This window comes from Kitasatospora sp. NPDC058184, from assembly GCF_042883725.1.
In the GTDB taxonomy this organism is placed as follows: Bacteria; Actinomycetota; Actinomycetes; order Streptomycetales; family Streptomycetaceae; genus Kitasatospora.
The window spans coordinates 435,960-453,098 of sequence record NZ_JBHVVE010000001.1; the positions used below are offsets into that span (position 1 = coordinate 435,960).

The 17,139-nt window shown below is 71.6% G+C and carries 15 protein-coding genes; 2 read left to right on the forward strand and 13 right to left on the reverse strand.

Annotated features, from left to right (window positions below):
- The first annotated feature begins 85 nt into the window (after nucleotides 1–85).
- Nucleotides 86–1,105: a mechanosensitive ion channel family protein gene (locus ACFVXH_RS02005; protein ID WP_375873997.1), complete on the forward strand. Its 1,020-nt coding sequence runs from the start codon at nucleotides 86–88 to the stop codon at nucleotides 1,103–1,105.
- 91 nt (nucleotides 1,106–1,196) lie between these two features.
- On the opposite strand, the gene ACFVXH_RS02010 is transcribed toward ACFVXH_RS02005, so the two are convergent.
- From ACFVXH_RS02010 to ACFVXH_RS02025, 4 genes are all read right to left on the reverse strand, one after another.
- Entirely contained in the window at nucleotides 1,197–1,676 is a 480-nt protein-coding gene (locus ACFVXH_RS02010; RefSeq protein ID WP_049649533.1) for a GNAT family N-acetyltransferase, read from the reverse strand.
- A gap of 1 nt (nucleotide 1,677) precedes the next feature.
- Nucleotides 1,678–2,616 carry an RluA family pseudouridine synthase gene (locus ACFVXH_RS02015; protein WP_049649532.1) on the reverse strand — a complete coding sequence of 313 codons (939 nt, stop codon included), beginning with the start codon at nucleotides 2,614–2,616 and terminating at the stop codon, nucleotides 1,678–1,680.
- 53 nt (nucleotides 2,617–2,669) lie between these two features.
- On the reverse strand, nucleotides 2,670–3,254 hold the full coding sequence (gene lspA / locus ACFVXH_RS02020; protein WP_387819638.1) for a signal peptidase II: 585 nt from the start codon (nucleotides 3,252–3,254) through the stop codon (nucleotides 2,670–2,672).
- A 241-nt stretch (nucleotides 3,255–3,495) separates the two neighbouring features.
- A complete protein-coding gene (locus ACFVXH_RS02025; RefSeq protein ID WP_234348203.1) occupies nucleotides 3,496–3,960 on the reverse strand; it encodes a TraR/DksA family transcriptional regulator in 465 nt (154 codons plus the stop codon).
- Nucleotides 3,961–4,658: 698 nt separating this feature from the next.
- Here ACFVXH_RS02025 and ileS point away from each other — a divergent pair.
- Nucleotides 4,659–7,790: an isoleucine--tRNA ligase gene (gene ileS, locus ACFVXH_RS02030; RefSeq protein ID WP_387819641.1), complete on the forward strand. Its 3,132-nt coding sequence runs from the start codon at nucleotides 4,659–4,661 to the stop codon at nucleotides 7,788–7,790.
- Nucleotides 7,791–8,008: 218 nt separating this feature from the next.
- On the opposite strand, the gene ACFVXH_RS02035 is transcribed toward ileS, so the two are convergent.
- The 9 genes from ACFVXH_RS02035 to ftsW all read right to left on the reverse strand — a co-directional run bounded on the left by ACFVXH_RS02035 (nucleotide 8,009) and on the right by ftsW (nucleotide 17,059).
- A complete protein-coding gene (locus tag ACFVXH_RS02035) occupies nucleotides 8,009–9,361 on the reverse strand; it encodes a DivIVA domain-containing protein (protein WP_117487433.1) in 1,353 nt (450 codons plus the stop codon).
- Nucleotides 9,362–9,420: 59 nt separating this feature from the next.
- Nucleotides 9,421–9,702: a YggT family protein gene (locus ACFVXH_RS02040; RefSeq protein WP_030060143.1), complete on the reverse strand. Its 282-nt coding sequence runs from the start codon at nucleotides 9,700–9,702 to the stop codon at nucleotides 9,421–9,423.
- A gap of 99 nt (nucleotides 9,703–9,801) precedes the next feature.
- Nucleotides 9,802–10,419, reverse strand: coding sequence for a cell division protein SepF (locus tag ACFVXH_RS02045; protein WP_049649528.1), 618 nt, complete (start codon nucleotides 10,417–10,419; stop codon nucleotides 9,802–9,804).
- Between the two features lie 307 nt (nucleotides 10,420–10,726).
- Nucleotides 10,727–11,515: a YggS family pyridoxal phosphate-dependent enzyme gene (locus ACFVXH_RS02050; RefSeq protein ID WP_079271769.1), complete on the reverse strand. Its 789-nt coding sequence runs from the start codon at nucleotides 11,513–11,515 to the stop codon at nucleotides 10,727–10,729.
- Complete coding sequence (gene pgeF / locus ACFVXH_RS02055) at nucleotides 11,515–12,246, reverse strand: peptidoglycan editing factor PgeF (protein WP_181970547.1); 732 nt, start codon at nucleotides 12,244–12,246, stop codon at nucleotides 11,515–11,517. Before pgeF ends, ACFVXH_RS02050 begins: the two co-directional genes overlap by 1 nt.
- Entirely contained in the window at nucleotides 12,243–13,475 is a 1,233-nt protein-coding gene (ftsZ, locus tag ACFVXH_RS02060) for a cell division protein FtsZ (protein ID WP_049649527.1), read from the reverse strand. The genes pgeF and ftsZ overlap by 4 nt, the downstream gene beginning before the upstream one ends.
- A 364-nt stretch (nucleotides 13,476–13,839) precedes the next feature.
- Complete coding sequence (locus ACFVXH_RS02065) at nucleotides 13,840–14,616, reverse strand: cell division protein FtsQ/DivIB (protein WP_049649526.1); 777 nt, start codon at nucleotides 14,614–14,616, stop codon at nucleotides 13,840–13,842.
- Nucleotides 14,609–15,715: an undecaprenyldiphospho-muramoylpentapeptide beta-N-acetylglucosaminyltransferase gene (gene murG, locus ACFVXH_RS02070; RefSeq protein ID WP_049649525.1), complete on the reverse strand. Its 1,107-nt coding sequence runs from the start codon at nucleotides 15,713–15,715 to the stop codon at nucleotides 14,609–14,611. Before murG ends, ACFVXH_RS02065 begins: the two co-directional genes overlap by 8 nt.
- A gap of 6 nt (nucleotides 15,716–15,721) precedes the next feature.
- Nucleotides 15,722–17,059: a putative lipid II flippase FtsW gene (gene ftsW, locus ACFVXH_RS02075; RefSeq protein ID WP_375874002.1), complete on the reverse strand. Its 1,338-nt coding sequence runs from the start codon at nucleotides 17,057–17,059 to the stop codon at nucleotides 15,722–15,724.
- Between the last annotated feature and the right edge of the window lie 80 nt (nucleotides 17,060–17,139).

A 17,139-nucleotide genomic window follows, 5' to 3' on the forward strand; every position in this document is an offset into this window, starting at 1 on the left:
CCCTGGAAGCACCGCCCGGGGTGTCACCCGAGCCCCGCACCGTTACGTCCGCTTCGCCCCACTGTGCCCGGGTATCGTACGGCGCATGCTCCGGCCGCTGCTCTCGCTGCTCGCCACCGTCGCCGCCACCCTGGCGATCGGCTGGATCGTCGACCAGGCCCTCCAGCGGATCGCCGCCCGCCAGCCGTCGGCACCGGTCTGGCCGCTCCTGCGCCGCTGCCGGATCCCGCTCCAGCTCGCCGTCGTGTCGGCCCTGCTGCTCGCCGCCAAGCCGCTCCAGCGGATCTTCCACCTGAAGCACGACGACGGCGCCCAGCACCTGCTCCTGCTGTTCCTGCTCGCCTCGCTGGGCTGGCTCACCGTCCGCGTGGTGGCCGCCGTCCTGGAGGCCCTGCTCAGCCGGTACGAGAGCCGCGTCGACGACCCGGCCCGGGTCCAGCGGGTGCGCACCCAGATCAGCATGCTGCGCCGGGCGGCCGACGCGCTGATCGTCGTGGTCACCGTGGCCGTGATGCTGCTGACCTTCTCCGCCATGCGCACCATCGGCGCCAGCCTGCTCGCCTCGGCGGGCATCATCGGCATCGTGGCCGGCATCGCCGCCCAGAGCACCCTGGGCAACTTCTTCGCCGGCCTCCAGATCGCCTTCGGCGACACCGTCCGGATCGGCGACACCGTGGTGGTGGACGGCCAGCAGGGCACCGTCGAGGAGATCACCCTCAGCTACCTGGTGGTCCGGCTCTGGGACTACCGCCGGCTGATCGTCCCGGTCTCGTACTTCGTCAACAAGCCCTTCGAGAACTGGACCCGCCGCGACCCCGGCCTGCTCGCCGCCGTCCTGCTCCACCTCGACCACACCACCCGGGTGGACGAGCTGCGCACCACCCTGCGCGCCCGCCTCGACCGGCACCCGCTCTGGGACGGCGGCGAGTGGGCCCTCGACGTCACCGACACCACGCCCAGCACCATCGTCGTCCGCGCCACCATGACCGCCCGCACCCCCGACGACGCCGCCCGGCTCCGCTTCGACATCCGCGAGCAGCTCATCGCCCACCTGCGCGACGAGCACCCCCACGCGCTCCCCCGCCTCCGCACCACCGACACCTGACCGGCGCCCGGCCCCGCCGGCGAAGCCCCGAAAAGCGGAGTTCCCCGCGCCCCGGACAGGGGCGCGGGGAACCGCGCGATCAGGGCGGGTCCTACAGCACTCGCGTCATCGTCCGGTGCGGTATCCCGGCGTCGTCGTACACCGGCCCCTCGGCCACGTACCCCAGCCGCTCGTAGAACCCGAGCGCCTGCACCTGCGCGTGCAGCTCGACCTCCACGCCCCCGCGCTCGGCCCCCGCGGCCTCGACGGCCCGGACGAGCTCCGCGCCCAGCCCCGTCCCCCGGGCCGCCGCGACGACCGCGAGCCGCCCGAGCAGCACGCGCCCCTCGACGCCCCCGGTGAGCCCGCGCGCCTGCTCGCCGAAGATCAGCCGCGCCGTCCCCAGCGCGGCCCCGTCGGCCCCGACGGCCAGCAGGTGCACCGAGGTCGCGTCGTACTCGTCGTACTCCAGTTCCTCGGGCACGTTCTGCTCGACGACGAAGACCTCGCGCCGGACGGCCCGCGCCAGCTCCAGGTCCGCCTCCCCGTCGACGACCCGGACGGTGACGGCCGGCACCTCGGCGGCCGTCATCTCAGCTCTCCGCCGCGATGATGTCCAGCGCCTTCTTGAGGTCCTCCGGGTACTCGCTGGAGAACTCGACCCACTGCCCGTCCGCCGGGTGCTCGAAGCCGAGCGACACCGCGTGCAGCCACTGCCGGGTCAGCCCGAGCCGCTTGGCCAGCGTGGGGTCGGCGCCGTACGTGAGGTCGCCCACGCAGGGGTGCCGCAGCGCGGACATGTGGACGCGGATCTGGTGGGTGCGCCCGGTCTCCAGCTTGATCGCCAGCAGCGACGCGGCCCGGTACGCCTCGATCAGGTCGTAGTGGGTGATCGACGCCTTGCCGTCGCGGGTGACGGCCCACTTCCAGTCCGAGCTGGGGTGCCGCCCGATCGGCGCGTCCACCGTCCCGCTCATCGGGTCCGGGTGGCCCTGCACCAGCGTGTGGTAGCGCTTCTCGGTGATCCGGTCGTGGAACTGCCGCTTGAGGTCGGTGTACGCGCGCTCGGACTTGGCGACGACCATCAGCCCGGAGGTGCCGACGTCCAGCCGGTGCACGATGCCCTGGCGCTCTGCGGCGCCCGAGGTGGAGATCCGGTACCCGGCCGCGGCCAGTCCGCCGATCACGGTGGGGCCGGTCCAGCCCGGGCTGGGGTGCGCGGCGACGCCGACCGGCTTGTCGATCAGGACGATGTCCTCGTCGTCGTGCACGATGCGCATGCCCTCGACGGGCTCGGCGACGATCCGCACCGGCGCGGCCGGGGCGGGGATCTCGACCTCCAGCCAGGAGCCGGCGGTCACCCGGTCCGACTTGCCGGCCACGGCGCCGTCGATCATCACCTTGCCGTCGGCGGCCAGCTCGGCGGCCTTGGTCCGGGAGAAGCCGAACATCCGGGCCAGGGCGGCGTCGAGGCGCTCGCCCTCCAGGCCGTCGGGAACGGGGAGGCTGCGGATCTGCGCTGCGGTACTCACCCGTACGAGTATGCCGGAACCGCGGCCCTCCCCCGCCCGCCGGCGGTCCGGCGCTACTTCCCGCCCTGCTCCGGCTTCCCGGCCTTCCCGGCCTTCTCGACCTCCTGGTGGACGGTCCCGTCCGGGTTGCTGCCCCGGAAGGAGAGCAGGACCACCAGGATTCCGCCGCAGACGATCGCCGTGTCCGCGAGGTTGAAGACCGCGAAGTACTGGACGGAGACGAAGTCCACCACGTGCCCGCGGAAGACCCCGGGCGCGCGGAACAGCCGGTCGGTGAGGTTGCCGAGCGCCCCGCCGAGCAGCAGCCCGAGCGCGATCGCCCAGGGCAGGCTGTACAGCTTCCGGGCGATCCGCCAGATCACCACGATGACGGAGGAGGCGATCACCGTGAAGACGACGGTCAGCGCCTGCCCCATCCCGAAGGCCGCGCCCGAGTTCCGGATCACCTGGAGGGTGAGCACGTCCCCGATCACCTTGATCGCCGCGTGGTTCTCCAGCCGGGCGACCACCAGCAGCTTGCTGCCGAGGTCGATCAGGAGGGCGAGCACCGCGACGACCAGCAGCACGCCGATCCGCCGCGGACCCTTGGGCTTCCCGTCCGTCGTGGTGTCCGCGGACGCCCCGGTCGGCTCGGCCACGGGCACCTCCACGGCATCGGCGGGGGTCGGGACGGCGTCGTCCCGGGTCTGGGGGGAACCTTGCGTGCTGATGATCCGCTCCGCTGCCGGTGGAGCTCCCCCGGTCCGCAGGAGGGGGAGGGTGGTGGGCCGGTGATGGCCTGCCCGCGTTCACGAACGCGTCAGGCGGCATCCTTCAGGCGACGTTACGGGGTCGAGCGTACGGCAAGCCCGACCCCTCGCGTCCCTCCGGCCGCCCTGGTCAGCGGCGTTCCTGCTTGGCCTTGCACTGCACACAGAGCGTCGCCCGGGGGAAGGCCTGCATCCGGGCCTTGCCGATGGCCTGCCCGCAGGACTCGCAGGTGCCGAAGCCGACGCCCTCCAGCCGCTCCAGCGCGCGCTCGGTCTGCGCCAGGCTGTCGCGCGCGTTGTTGGCCAGCGCCAGTTCGCTCTCCCGCGAGATGTTCTTCGTACCGGCGTCCACCTGGTCGTCGCCGGCTCCGTCGTTGGAGTCGCGCATCAGGCCGGAGATGGCCGCCTCGGCGGCGTCGATCTCGCTGCGGAGCCGGTCCAGCTCGCTGATCAGCTCGTCGTGCAGCTCGTGGACCTCCTCGGTGGTCCACGGGTCCTCGCCCGGCCGGACCGGCAGCGTGGCCGGGTCCACGGACTCGGCGCCGCGCGGCGCGGTGACGGTGTCGGTGCCGTTCTTCGGTGCGGTAGTGGTCACGGTCCCCTCCCCTGGGTCGACCGCCACGGCCTTGCGTGCCCGCTTGGTGGCGGTACCCGCGCCGGTTCCCTTCTCAGCCATGGCTTTCGACCCCATCTACGAACGAATCGAGCCGCCGGTTCCCGGCGGCTTCCAGTGCCGGAACGATAATCCCGATCAAAACCGGTCACAACATGACATACCGACGCCTCATAACGTTCCCACCCAGGCAGCCGCCCCAACCGTCACGCCCCGTGCGCTCATGGATTTGTGCCCAGATCGACTCCGGCTAACCTCCGCCGCCGCACGCCCCCGGAGTGCTCCCGAAGCGCTCCCGGAGCATGGCCGGAGCACTCCCGGGGCGCCCGCCGGCGCGCCCGCGGACCGCCCGCCGGGAAACGCTTTGGACAAACCGACTCGCCCGGCCGATACACTGGGCCTGCAAGGCGCAGATGGGACGAGTACCGACGTACGCAGCCACCAGCGACCCGGGGACGGTGCGAGCCCGGGGGTGTGCACGGCGGGAAGATCACCCCGGAGCCGCCGGAAGAACGGCCGCCGCGATGCCGCAGCGGCCCACTAGACCCGGCAGCAAGCCCAAACAAGAGGGCCGCGAACAGCAGTACCGCGGCCAAGGAGGGTGGTACCGCGGGGCGGCCTGGTCCGTCTCGTCCCTCCGGAGGATCCAGTCCCAGCATCCGCCGGAGGTAGACGCCGCGATGGCCAGCACCTACAACCCCGTCCCCGCGCAGGTGGATCTGCCTGCCCTGGAGCACCAGATCCTGTCGTTCTGGCAGGACAACAAGATCTTCCAGCGCAGCCTGGAGCAGTCCGAGGGCCGCCCCGAGTGGGTGTTCTACGAGGGCCCGCCGACCGCCAACGGCATGCCCGGCGCCCACCACATCGAGGCCCGCGTCTTCAAGGACGTCTTCCCGCGCTTCCGGACCATGAAGGGCTACCACGTCGCCCGCAAGGCCGGCTGGGACTGCCACGGCCTGCCGGTCGAGCTCGCCGTCGAGAAGGAGCTGGGCTTCTCCGGCAAGCAGGACATCGAGGCGTACGGCATCGCCGAGTTCAACGCCAGGTGCCGTGAGTCGGTCACCCGCCACACCGACGCCTTCACCGAGCTGACCACCCGCATGGGGTACTGGGTCGACCTCGACGAGGCCTACCGGACGATGGACCCGTCGTACGTCCAGTCCGTCTGGTGGTCGCTGCGGCAGATCTTCGACAAGGGCCTGCTGGTCCAGGACCACCGCGTCGCCCCCTGGTGCCCGCGCTGCGGCACCGGCCTCTCGGACCACGAGCTGGCCCAGGGCTACGAGACCGTGGTCGACCCCTCGGTCTTCGTCCGCTTCCCGCTGACCAGCGGCCCGCTGGCCGACCGGGCCGCCCTGCTGGTCTGGACCACCACCCCGTGGACCCTGGTCTCCAACACCGCCGCCGCCGTCCACCCGGAGGTCACCTACGTGGTGGCCACCGACGGGAACGAGAAGCTCGTCGTCGCCGAGCCGCTGCTCGCCAAGGCGCTCGGCGAGGGCTGGGAGACCACCGGCGAGTCCTTCACCGGCGCCGAGATGGAGCGCTGGGCCTACCGCCGCCCCTTCGACCTGGTCGAGATCGAGAACGCCCACTACGTCGTCACCGCCGAGTACGTCACCACCGAGGACGGCACCGGCATCGTCCACCAGTCCCCCGCCTTCGGCGCGGACGACCTCGCGACCTGCCGCCGGTACGGCCTGCCGGTGGTCAACCCGGTGCTCGGCGACGGCACCTTCGCCCCCGAGGTCCCGCTGGTCGGCGGCCAGTTCTTCAAGAAGGCCGACGAGGACCTGGTCGCGGACCTCAAGGAGCGCGGCCTGCTCTTCCGCCACCTGCCGTACGAGCACAGCTACCCGCACTGCTGGCGCTGCCACACCGCGCTGCTCTACTACGCGCAGCCGTCCTGGTACATCCGGACCACCGCCGTCAAGGACGCGATGATCCGTGAGAACGAGGCCACCAACTGGTACCCGGACACGGTCAAGCACGGCCGCTTCGGCGACTGGCTGAACAACAACATCGACTGGGCGCTCAGCCGCAACCGCTACTGGGGCACCCCGCTGCCGATCTGGCGCTGCGAGGAGGGCCACCTCACCTGCGTCGGCTCGCTGGCCGAGCTGTCCGAGCTCACCGGCACCGACCAGAGCGGCCTCGACCCGCACCGCCCGTACATCGACGCGGTGACCTTCGACTGCCGCGACTGCGGCGGCACCGCCACCCGCGTGCCCGAGGTCATCGACGCCTGGTACGACTCGGGCTCGATGCCCTTCGCCCAGTACGGCTACCCGTACGAGAACAAGGAGCTGTTCGAGAAGCGCTACCCGGCGCAGTTCATCTCCGAGGCGATCGACCAGACCCGCGGCTGGTTCTACACGCTGATGGCGATCGGCACCCTGGTGTTCGACAAGAACAGCTACGAGAACGTCGTCTGCCTGGGCCACATCCTGGCCGAGGACGGCCGCAAGATGTCCAAGCACCTGGGCAACATCCTCCAGCCGATCCCGCTGATGGACCAGCACGGCGCCGACGCCGTCCGCTGGTTCATGGCGGCCGGCGGCTCGCCCTGGTCGGCCCGCCGGGTCGGCCACGGCACCATCCAGGAGGTGGTCCGCAAGACCCTCCTCACCTACTGGAACACCGTCGCCTTCCAGGCCCTGTACGCCCGCACCTCGAACTGGGCGCCCTCGGCGAGCGACCCGGCCCCGGCCGACCGCCCGCAGCTGGACCGCTGGGTGCTCTCCGAGCTGAACACCCTGGTCCGCGAGGTCGACGCGGCCTACGAGGCGTACGACACCCAGCGCGCCGGCAAGCTGCTGTCCGGCTTCGTCGACGACCTGTCCAACTGGTACGTCCGCCGCGGCCGCCGCCGCTTCTGGCAGGGCGACGCCGCCGCGCTCGCCACGCTGCACGAGGCGCTGGAGACGGTCACCCGCCTGATGGCCCCGCTCACCCCGTTCATCACCGAGCGGGTCTGGCAGGACCTGGTCGTCCCGGTCGCCCCGGAGGCCCCGGCCTCGGTGCACCTGGCCACCTGGCCGGAGGCCGACGAGTCGCTGATCGACACCGAGCTCTCCCGGCACATGGCGCTGGTCCGCCGCCTGGTCGAGCTGGGCCGGGCCACCCGCGCCGAGTCCGGCGTGAAGACCCGTCAGCCGCTGTCCCGCGCGCTGGTCGCCGCCCAGGGCTGGGAGGAGCTGCCGGCCGACCTGCGCGCGCAGATCGCCGAGGAGCTCAACGTCTCCACCCTGGAGTCGCTGGCGGAGGTCGGCGGCTCGCTGGTCGACACCAGCGCCAAGGCCAACTTCCGCGCGCTGGGCAAGCGCTTCGGCAAGGGCGTGCAGGACGTCGCCAAGGCGGTCGCCGCCACCGACGCCGCCCGCCTGGCCGCCGAACTGCGCGCCACCGGCGAGACCTCGGTCGAGCTGGACGGCGAGACGGTCGCCCTCTCCCCGGACGAGGTGATCATCACCGAGACCCCGCGCGAGGGCTGGGCCGTCGCCAACGAGTCCGGCGCCACCGTCGCCCTCGACCTGGCCATCACCCCGGAGCTCAAGCGGCTCGGCATCGCCCGCGACGCCATCCGCCAGATCCAGGAGGCCCGGAAGAACTCCGGCCTGGACGTCGCCGACCGCATCGTCCTGCGCTGGCGCGCCGCCTCGGAGGAGACCGCCGAGGCGATCGCCGAGCACGGTCCCCTCGTCGCCGAGGAGGTCCTCGCCACCGACTTCGCCGCCGGTGCCGCCGACTGGGAGTCCGAGACCTTCGCCGACGAGTCGCTCGGCCTGGCCTTCCAGCTCCGCAAGGCCTGACCGCCCGACAACGAAGCCGCCGTCACCCCGGGGTGACGGCGGCTTCGCCGTACCCGCCCACGCCCCGCAGCCACCCCGGCTCCCGCACGCCCCCGGCCGGTTCCCCACGCCCCCGGCCGCAGCGCTTCCCCTCCCCGCACGCCCCCCACGCAGAAGAGCGCCCCCTCCCCGACCCGTGGGTCGGAAAGGGGGCGCTCTCGGAAGGCGCTGCTACAACCTCAGTTGTCGCCGTCCTCGTCGATCAGGAAGCCCCGCATCGGCGCCGGAGCCTGCTGCATCGGCTGCGGCGGCTGCGGACGGACGGCCGCCATCGGCTGGGTCATCCCGGCCGGCTGCATCTGCGGAGCACCGCTGTTGCCACCGGTCGACTGGCCGCCGAAGCTCGGCGCCGAGGAGTTGCCACCGAAGGAGCTGTTCCCGCCGAAGGACGGCGAGTTGCCCCCGAAGGACGGCTGGCCGCCACCGAAGCTCGGCGCACCGCCGCTCATCGCGCCGGCACCGGCCGGAGCCATCGACGAGGCCGCCGGCGGCAGCGACGCAGTGGCGGGGATCCGCGGCGGGGCGAGCGAGTCGTCGGCCTGCGACTCCAGCTGACGCAGCTGGGTCTCCAGGTACGACTTCAGACGGGTGCGGTACTCACGCTCGAACGCCCGCAGGTCCTCGACCTTGCGCTCCAGCGTGGCCCGCGCCGACTCCAGCGAGCCCATCGCGACGCGGTGCTTCTCCTGCGCGTCCCGCTCCAGCGCGTCGGCCTTCGCACGGGCGTCGCGCTCCAGGCCCTCGGCCCGGCTGCGCGCCTCGCCGACGATCTTGTTGGCCTCGGAGCGGGCCTCGGAGATCGCCTGGTCGGCGGTCTGCTGAGCGAGCGCCAGCACGCGGGCCGCGCTGTCGCCACCGGGGCCCTGCTGCTGCATCGGGGCGCCCATCGGCTGCATCTGCTGCTGCTGCGGGCCGCCCATGGGGCCGCCCATCGGCTGCATCTGCTGCTGGCCCATGCCCTGGCCCATCGGGTTGCCCATCTGCTGCGGGCCACCGGGACCGCCCATGGGCTGGAGCATCTGACCGCCCATCGGCTGGACCAGCTGCTGCTGGCCGCCCATGGTCTGGTTCATCTGCTGCTGCTGCGGGCCGCCGGCAGCGGGAAGCTGCGGGGCGGATCCGGCGGGCAGGCCGAGGGGCTGGTTGCCCATCTGCTGCTGCGGGCCGCCGGGGCCCATCTGCTGCGGACCACCCGGACCCATCTGCTGCGGACCACCGGGGCCCATCTGCTGCGGGCCGCCCGGACCCTGCTGGCCGGGGACCGGCGGACCGGATATGGCGGCCGGCACCGGAGCGCCGCCCTGTCGGGGCGCGTCCTGCTGCGGCTCCTTGCGCAGGTTGGCCTGGTTCTGCGCGGCGGCACGAGTCGCCGCGGCCAGCTTGGCGCGCAGGTCCTCGTTCTCCCGGAGGAGGCGGGTCAGCTCCGCCTCGACCTCGTCGAGGAAGGCATCGACCTCGTCCTCGTCATAGCCTTCACGCAGGCGGACGGTCGTGAACTGCTTGTTCCGAACGTCCTCGGGGGTCAATGGCATCTCTTCACCTCAACGTGATCGTCGGCACACCGGCATCCTGTCGCATCGCTCACCTACGACTAGGGGTGCACAAGCGAGATCAGGACATACACAATGATCATCAGTACGAAGAAGGACAGGTCGAGCGCCACGCCCCCGAAACGCAACGGCGGAATGAGCCGCCGAAGAAGCTTGAGCGGCGGATCCGTGACAGTGTACGTGGCCTCCAGGACCAGGACCATGGCCTTGCCGGGCCGCCACGAACGCGCGAACTGGAAGACCCAGTCCATGACCAGTCGTACGAGCAGGAACACCAGGAAGACGGTCAGGGCGTAGTAGAGCACCGCCCACACGATGTCCATCGCGTTTCCCTCTCCCCGGTCCCGATCCCTCGGGCCTGCCGCTCGTCACCTGTCGCTAAACCACTGTTGATCAGATCCACACGTAAAGTCGTGGCCGGGTCAGCTCTGGTTGAAGAACCCACCCTCGGCGATCCGAGCCTTGTCCTCCGCCGTGACATCGACGTTAGCAGGCGACAGCAGGAACACCTTCTGTGTCACGCGCTCGATACTGCCGTGCAGACCGAAGACGAGTCCAGCGGCGAAGTCTACGAGGCGCTTCGCGTCGGTGTCGTCCATCTCCGTCAGATTCATGATCACGGGGGTGCCGCCGCGGAACTGTTCCCCGATGGTACGGGCCTCGTTGTAGGTCCGGGGGTGCAGCGTGGTGATGCGGTAGGGCTCTCGTTCGTTCACGACCTTGGGCATGATCACCGGTGCGCTCTTCTCCAGGTTGTGGCGACGTTCGGGTGTGATGGACGACACGGGGGCCATCCTCGGAGTCTCCTGTCGGATCGGCACCGCCGCGGGCACCGGCTGCGGGGCGATCGAGGAGACCGGAGCGGGCGCGGCGGCCACCGGAGCCGGGGCCGGCCGGGGGATGTCCTCGGTCCGCTGGCCCGTCCGGATCGGCTCGGGGTCCGCGTCGTAGTCGTCGTCGGGGTCGTACCCCTGGCCGTCGTACGTCTCGTCCTCCACGAGGCCGAGGTAGACCGCCATCTTGCGCATTGCGCCGGCCATGCTCCTGTCTCCTCCGCTCATAGCCACCTCGCTGACGCTCGGTGGCGGGCTTCGCGATGCGCGCACCTTCTGATGGTCGCTCGCTCCGCTCGCTCCGTCAGGACCGGCTCCGTCCCGGCAACCCGGGCACATGACGGCCCTGCCTGCGGATTCCGCGGCCCCTCCACGACGGCGCGTCAGCCCGACGGCCGGTCAGTTTCGTGGAGTGGGGGCCGCGGAGCTGCGATCCACGGTTCGCTAGCGCTCCGAAGAGCTGCTAGATTCTGTCCTATTTTGTCCTGCTGTCTGATCTACTTACCCGGTGACGTTACCTGAGGGGTGACCTCACTCCGAGTACCGCCGTTCCGACGCGCACATGTGTCGCTCCGGCGGCAATCGCCTGCTCAAGGTCGCCGCTCATCCCTGCGGAGACCATGGTGGCAGCCGGATGGTCCGCCCGTACGGCGGTTGCGATTTCCGTCAGCCGATCGAAGGCGCGGGCCGGATCCCCGGCCAGCGGGCCCGCCAGCGGAGCGACGGTCATCACACCGTCCAGCCGCAGCCCGGGCGTGTCGGCGATCGCGTCGGCCAGTTGCGCGACGTCCTCCGGCGCGACCCCCGCCCGGTGCTCACCCTCCCCGTACGCCTTGTCCAGCGCCACCTGCACCAGGCAACCCAGCTCCGGGCGCTCCGACTTGAGCACCGCCGCGGAGAGCGACTGGACCAGCCGGAGCCGGTCCACCGAGTGCACGTGGTTCGCGTACCGGACGACCGAGCGGACCTTGTTGGTCTGCAGCTGGCCGACGAAGTGCCAGTCAAGAGGAAGGTTTCTGCACTGCTCCGCCTTGGGAGCGGCGTCCTGGTCACGGTTCTCCGCGACGTCCGTCACACCGAGTCCGGCCAGCAGCGCGGTGTCCTCGGCGGGGTAGGTCTTGGTGACGACGACCAGGGTGACCTCGCTCCGGGCGCGCCCGGCGGCCGCGCACGCGTCCGCGATCCGGCGCTCGACCACGTCGAGGTTGGTGCCGAGTTCCTCGTACCGGGCCCGCTGGCCCTCCGTCAGCGCCGCCACGAACGCGGCGCTCCCCGGGAACGGTCCGTAGATGTCGTTCGTCATCAGTGATCAGAGCCCAACCAGACGTAGCTCGCGAGCCGGCCGGTGCGCTGCTCGCGGCGATAGGAGTAGTGATCGGCGGATTCGAGGGTGCAGACCGGTGACCTCACCAGCTCCTTGACCCCCGCCGCGGCCAGCTGGGCCGCGACTCCCTCCGGCACGTCCAGGGCCGGAGTCCCCCAGGACGTCTCGGCGAAGGCCTCCGGCACCACCGCGGCGACCTCGGCGCGCAGTTCGGCCGGCACCTCGTAGCAGCGGCCGCAGACCGCGGGCCCGGTGGCGGCGGTGATCCGCGAGGGCTCCGCGCCCAGTTCGACCATCGCCCGGACGGCCGCGGGCACCACCCCGGCCGCCAGCCCGGGCCGGCCCGCGTGGGCCGCGCCCACCACGCCCGCCACCGGATCGGCCAGCAGCACCGGGGTGCAGTCGGCGGTCAGCACCGCCAGCGCGAGCGGCCGGTCGGAGACCACCGCGTCCACCGTCGGGGCCTGCCCGAGCGGCTGGCGCTCGGTCACCACCGCGACCTCGGCGCCGTGCACCTGGTTCATCCACACCACGTCGGCCGGGTCGAGCCCCAGCCGCCGGGCGGCCAGCGCCCGGTTCTCCCGCACGGCCTCCGGGTCGTCCCCCACCGCGCCGCCGAGGTTGAGCTCCCCGTACGGCGAAGTGCTCACCCCGCCCCACCGTGAGGTGAAGGCGAAGTGAGCACCCGCGCGGATCGCGTGATCGATCACTTAAGGAAATCCGGGACGTCGAGCTCCTCGGCCGGGCTCTCCACGAACGGCTGCCGGGCCGGCTGCACCTGCGGCGGAACCGGGGCGGAGGCGGTCGTGGTGGTCGAGGTCTCGGCGCTCCGGCTCGACGTGGTGGTCGAGGACTCGCCCTCCGAACGGGACGTCACCGAGCCGATCGTCCCGTACGGGCGGCCGGCCGGGCGCTCCGGGGCGGCCGGCGGGGTGGCCGGGCGCTCCGGGGTGGTGGACTTGACGACCGGGTCGCGGACGATCGCCGGCGGCTGCCCGCCGTCGAAGCCGGCCGCGATGACGGTGACCCGGACCTCGTCGCCGAGCGCGTCGTCGATGACGGCACCGAAGATGATGTTCGCCTCGGGGTGCGCCGCCTCGCTGACCAGCTGGGCCGACTCGTTGATCTCGAACAGGCCGAGGTCGGAGCCGCCCGAGATGGACAGCAGCACGCCGCGGGCGCCGTCGATCGAGGCCTCCAGCAGCGGCGAGGAGATCGCCATCACGGCGGCGGCCTTGGCGCGGTCCTCACCGCGGGCCGAGCCGATGCCCATGAGCGCCGAACCGGCGTCCGACATGACGGACTTGACGTCGGCGAAGTCGAGGTTGATCAGACCCGGGGTGGTGATCAGGTCGGTGATGCCCTGGACACCGGAGAGCAGGACCTGGTCGGCCGAGCGGAACGCGTCGAGGACGCTGACCTGGCGGTCCGAGATGGACAGCAGCCGGTCGTTGGGGATCACGATGAGGGTGTCGACCTCTTCGCGCAGGGAGGCGATGCCGTCCTCGGCCTGGTTGGCCCGGCGGCGGCCCTCGAAGGTGAAGGGGCGGGTGACCACGCCGATCGTCAGGGCGCCCAGCGAGCGCGCGATGTTGGCGACGACGGGCGCGCCGCCCGTGCCCGTGCCACCGCCCTCGCCGGCGGTCACGAAGACCATGTCGGCCCCCTTGAGGACCTCCTCGATCTCCTCGCGGTGGTCCTCGGCGGCCTTGCGGCCGACCTCGGGGTTGGCGCCGGCGCCGAGGCCCCGGGTGAGTTCACGGCCCACATCGAGCTTGACGTCGGCGTCGCTCATCAGGAGGGCCTGCGCATCGGTGTTGATCGCGATGAACTCGACGCCCTTGAGACCGACCTCGATCATCCGGTTGATGGCGTTGACACCACCGCCGCCGATTCCGACGACCTTGATGACTGCGAGGTAGTTCTGCGGTGCTGCCACGTCGAAGGCCTCTCGCCTCGAATTTCCGGGTCGGCCCGACCCGGGGCGGGGCCGTACCGACGGATGTCGATGGGTAGGGAGCCTGGTTTCTGACTGAATGTCCGAAATGCCGACCGCCGACCCCAACCCTAAACTTGACCTTTAGGGTTAGTTCTGTGTCTCCGTCACATCACCAGGAAACACAGTCTGGTGACACAGGACACTAGGTGGCTCCAGGCACGCGTTTCAACGAACACGCCGAGCTTCCCTTTTTCTTTTGAGCCTATGTGATCATCGGCCGGCTTAGGAAACCGGGGGTGACCACCAAGAGTCGGGCCGACACTTCAAGGCGTCAACCCCTCCCTCAGGCAGAGAACCTACCGGATCATCCCGACACCGCCGGCGCCTCCGGCGCCGTCACGTCGAAGTTCGTGCCCTTCTGGTTCAGGAGCGCGACCAGGACCCGGGCCTTGCGGTCGATCTGCTCCGGACTCCCCCAGCGCACCGTCGCACCCCCGCTGAGCTGCAACTGGATGTCGTCGTACGAGTGCACCAGCACCGAGCCGACCCGCTTGGCGACCTCCGGCGGCAGCCCGGCGGCCACCGCCACCGCGCCCTGCACCAGCTGCGGACGGGAGATCACCCCGTCGACGTCGTTCGCCTGCTGACTGAGTCGCAGCTCGACCACCGGGACGCCCTCGGGCGGGGCCGGTTCGGTGGCGAAGCTCACGCCCCCGGCGTCGACCTGGGTGAACCGGCCGTCGTCCCCCTTGACCGCGGCCACCGCCGTGCGCTGGACCACCTTCACCCGCAGGGTGTGCGGCCAGCCCCGCCACACCTCGGCCCTGGCCACCCGGGGGATCCCCTCCACCCGGTGCCGGACGCCGTCCAGGTCCACCCGCGCCAGCGGCCCGTCGCCGAGCCCGCCGACCGCCTCGCGGACCTGGTCCGGCGTCAGCTTGTCGTCGCCCGCGCCCTGGACGGCGACAGTGCGCACGTCCAGGACCGAGGAGAAGAACACCAGCCAGGCCAGCACGCCGAGCACCGCGGCGCCGAGCGCGCCCAGCACCACGATGCCCCGCCGGGAGAGCCGGAGGCGGGGAGCGGACTCCTCCACCTCCAGCTCCTCCTCCAGCGGGTCGGCGAGCCGGCCGTCAGCCACGGCGGCGGCCGCCGCGGTGGGCCTGGATGGCCTCGTAGACCATGCCGACCAGCAGGTCGTCGGCGTCCCGGCGGCCGAACTCGGCGGCCGAACGGCTCATGTCCCACAGCCGCTGCGGGTCGGTGAGCACCGGCAGCACGTTCTGCAGCACCCAGTCCGGGGTCAGCTCGGCGTCGTCCACCAGCAGACCGCCGCCGGCCTTGACCATCGGCTGGGCGTTCAGCCGCTGCTCGCCGTTGCCGATCGGCAGCGGGACGAACGCGGCGGGCAGGCCGACGGCCGCCAGCTCGGCCACCGTCATGGCGCCGGCCCGGCAGAGCATCATGTCGGCGGCCGCGTAGGCGAGGTCCATCCGGTCCAGGTACGGCACCGGGCGGTACGGCGGCATCCCGGGGACGTCCGCCACCTGCGGCAGCTCGTTCTTCGGGCCGACCGCGTGCAGGATCTGCACGCCGTACTGCTGGAGCCGCGGGGCGATCGCGGTGATCGTCTCGTTGAGCCGGCGGGCGCCCTGGGAGCCGCCGGAGACCAGCAGGGTGGGCAGCCGCTGGTCGAGGCCGAAGTACTGGCGGGCCTCCGGACGGGCCGCGCCGCGGTCCAGGGTGGCGATGGTCCGGCGCAGCGGGATGCCGATGTACCGGGAGTCGCGCAGCTTGCTGTCCGGCGTGGAGACCGCCACGAAGTCGCTGTAGCGGGCGCCGATCTTGTTGGCCAGGCCCGGGCGGGCGTTCGCCTCGTGCACCACGATCGGCACCCCGGCCCGCTTGGCGGCCAGGTAGGCGGGCATCGCGACGTAGCCGCCGAAGCCGACCACGGCGTCCGCGTTGACCCGCTCGATGATCTCCTGGGCCGCCCGGACGGTGCCGCGCAGCCGGCCGGGGACGGTGATCAGCTCCGGGGTGGGCTTGCGGGGCAGCGGGACGGCCGGGATGAGCTCGAGCTGGTAGCCGCGCTCGGGTACCAGTCGGGTCTCCAGTCCGCGCTCGGTGCCCAGGGCGGTGATCCCGACGGACGGGTCGTGCCTGCGGAGGGCATCCGCGAGGGCCATGGCCGGCTCGATGTGACCGGCGGTCCCCCCGCCGGCGAGTACGACATGCACCGAAATTCACCGCTCCCTGCGTGCCGGCCCCGGGGCCGGGCGCGCTGTGGTTCGTCGTCGTGGCAGCACCCGGGCCAGTTGTCTCCTGATCCGGGAGTTCTTGCTCCGGGCGGCCAGGGCCGCCTTCGCGCCCGAGGTGCTGCGCGCCAGGCACAGCAGCACACCAATCGCGGACATGGCCGACAGCATGGCGGAACCGCCGTAGGAGAACAGCGGGAGCGGGACGCCCGCGATGGGCAGCAGTCCCAGCGCCGACCCCAGGTTGATCATGGCCTGCGCCATGATCCAGGTGGTGGCGGCTCCCGCGGCGTACCTGACGAAGGGGTCCTTCGTACCGATGGCCACACGGATACCCGCGTAGCCTAGTGCCGCGAAGAGACCAAGCACCGACAGCGTCCCCACCAGACCGAGTTCCTCGCCGGTCGCGGCGAAGATGAAGTCGGTGTGCGCCTCGGGCAGCTGGCCCCATTTCTCCACGCCGGCGCCGAGGCCGGTACCGAAGCCGCCGCCGTTGGCGAACGCGAAGACGCCGTGCAGGGCCTGGAAGCAGGCGCCCTCCGGGTCGAGCTTGGTGACGCCGATGCAGCCCAGCCGCTCGGCCCGGTGCGGGACGGTGACCACCAGCGCGGTGCAGACCACCACCGCCACCCCGACGGTGGCCACGAACAGCCGCAGCGGCGCGCCGACCATCCAGAGCAGCGCGAACAGCATCGCCACCAGGATCATCGAGGTGCCCATGTCGCCGCCGAACATGATCAGCGCGAGCAGCAGCAGGGCCCCCGGCACCAGCGGCACCAGCAGGTGCTTCCACGAGTTGAGGGTGCCGGCCTTCTGCTTGCGGGCGAGCAGGTCGGCGCCCCAGAGCACCAGCGCGAGCTTGGCGAACTCCGAGGGCTGGAACTGGAAGAAGCCGAAATCCAGCCAGTTCTGGTTGCCGTTGATCCGCACCCCGATGCCGGGGATGGCGACCAGGGTGAGGGCGCCGATCACCGCGATCATCACCGGGTAGGTGATCACCCGCAGCACCGCCACCGGGACGGAGGCGAAGCCGATCAGCAGGACCAGGCCGAGGATGGCCGCGATCAGCTGCTTGAGGAAGTAGTACTGCGCCGTGTGGTGCTGGTTCAGGGCGAGGATCTGCGAGGCCGAGAAGACCATCATCAGGCCGAGCACGACCAGCAGCAGGGTGCTGCCGAGCACCAGCAGGTACGGGGTGAGCGGCCGGTCCAGCCAGTACCGCCACCGGGCCCGGAAGGCCTGGAGGCGGGCCAGCGGACCGGCCGACTTGTACTTGGTCGTGGTGGCGGAGATCACCCTCATCGGCTCGGCGGCGTCCCGCTTCACAACGCCGGAATCCGCTCTGCCCTGCCCCGCCACCGCTCCCCGCTCACTCTCTCCGTCCGACGCGCCCGCGCCGGCCCGTC

Excerpts from the sequence above, each read along its gene's own strand:
- ACFVXH_RS02005 (WP_375873997.1), top strand. The coding sequence starts at position 86 with ATGCTCCGGCCGCTGCTCTCGCTGCTCGCCACCGTCGCCGCCACCCTG.
- ACFVXH_RS02010 (WP_049649533.1), bottom strand. The coding sequence starts at position 1,676 with ATGACGGCCGCCGAGGTGCCGGCCGTCACCGTCCGGGTCGTCGACGGG.
- ileS (WP_387819641.1), top strand. The coding sequence starts at position 4,659 with ATGGCCAGCACCTACAACCCCGTCCCCGCGCAGGTGGATCTGCCTGCC.
- ACFVXH_RS02035 (WP_117487433.1), bottom strand. The coding sequence starts at position 9,361 with ATGCCATTGACCCCCGAGGACGTTCGGAACAAGCAGTTCACGACCGTC.
- ACFVXH_RS02040 (WP_030060143.1), bottom strand. The coding sequence starts at position 9,702 with ATGGACATCGTGTGGGCGGTGCTCTACTACGCCCTGACCGTCTTCCTG.
- ACFVXH_RS02045 (WP_049649528.1), bottom strand. The coding sequence starts at position 10,419 with ATGGCCGGCGCAATGCGCAAGATGGCGGTCTACCTCGGCCTCGTGGAG.
- ACFVXH_RS02050 (WP_079271769.1), bottom strand. The coding sequence starts at position 11,515 with ATGACGAACGACATCTACGGACCGTTCCCGGGGAGCGCCGCGTTCGTG.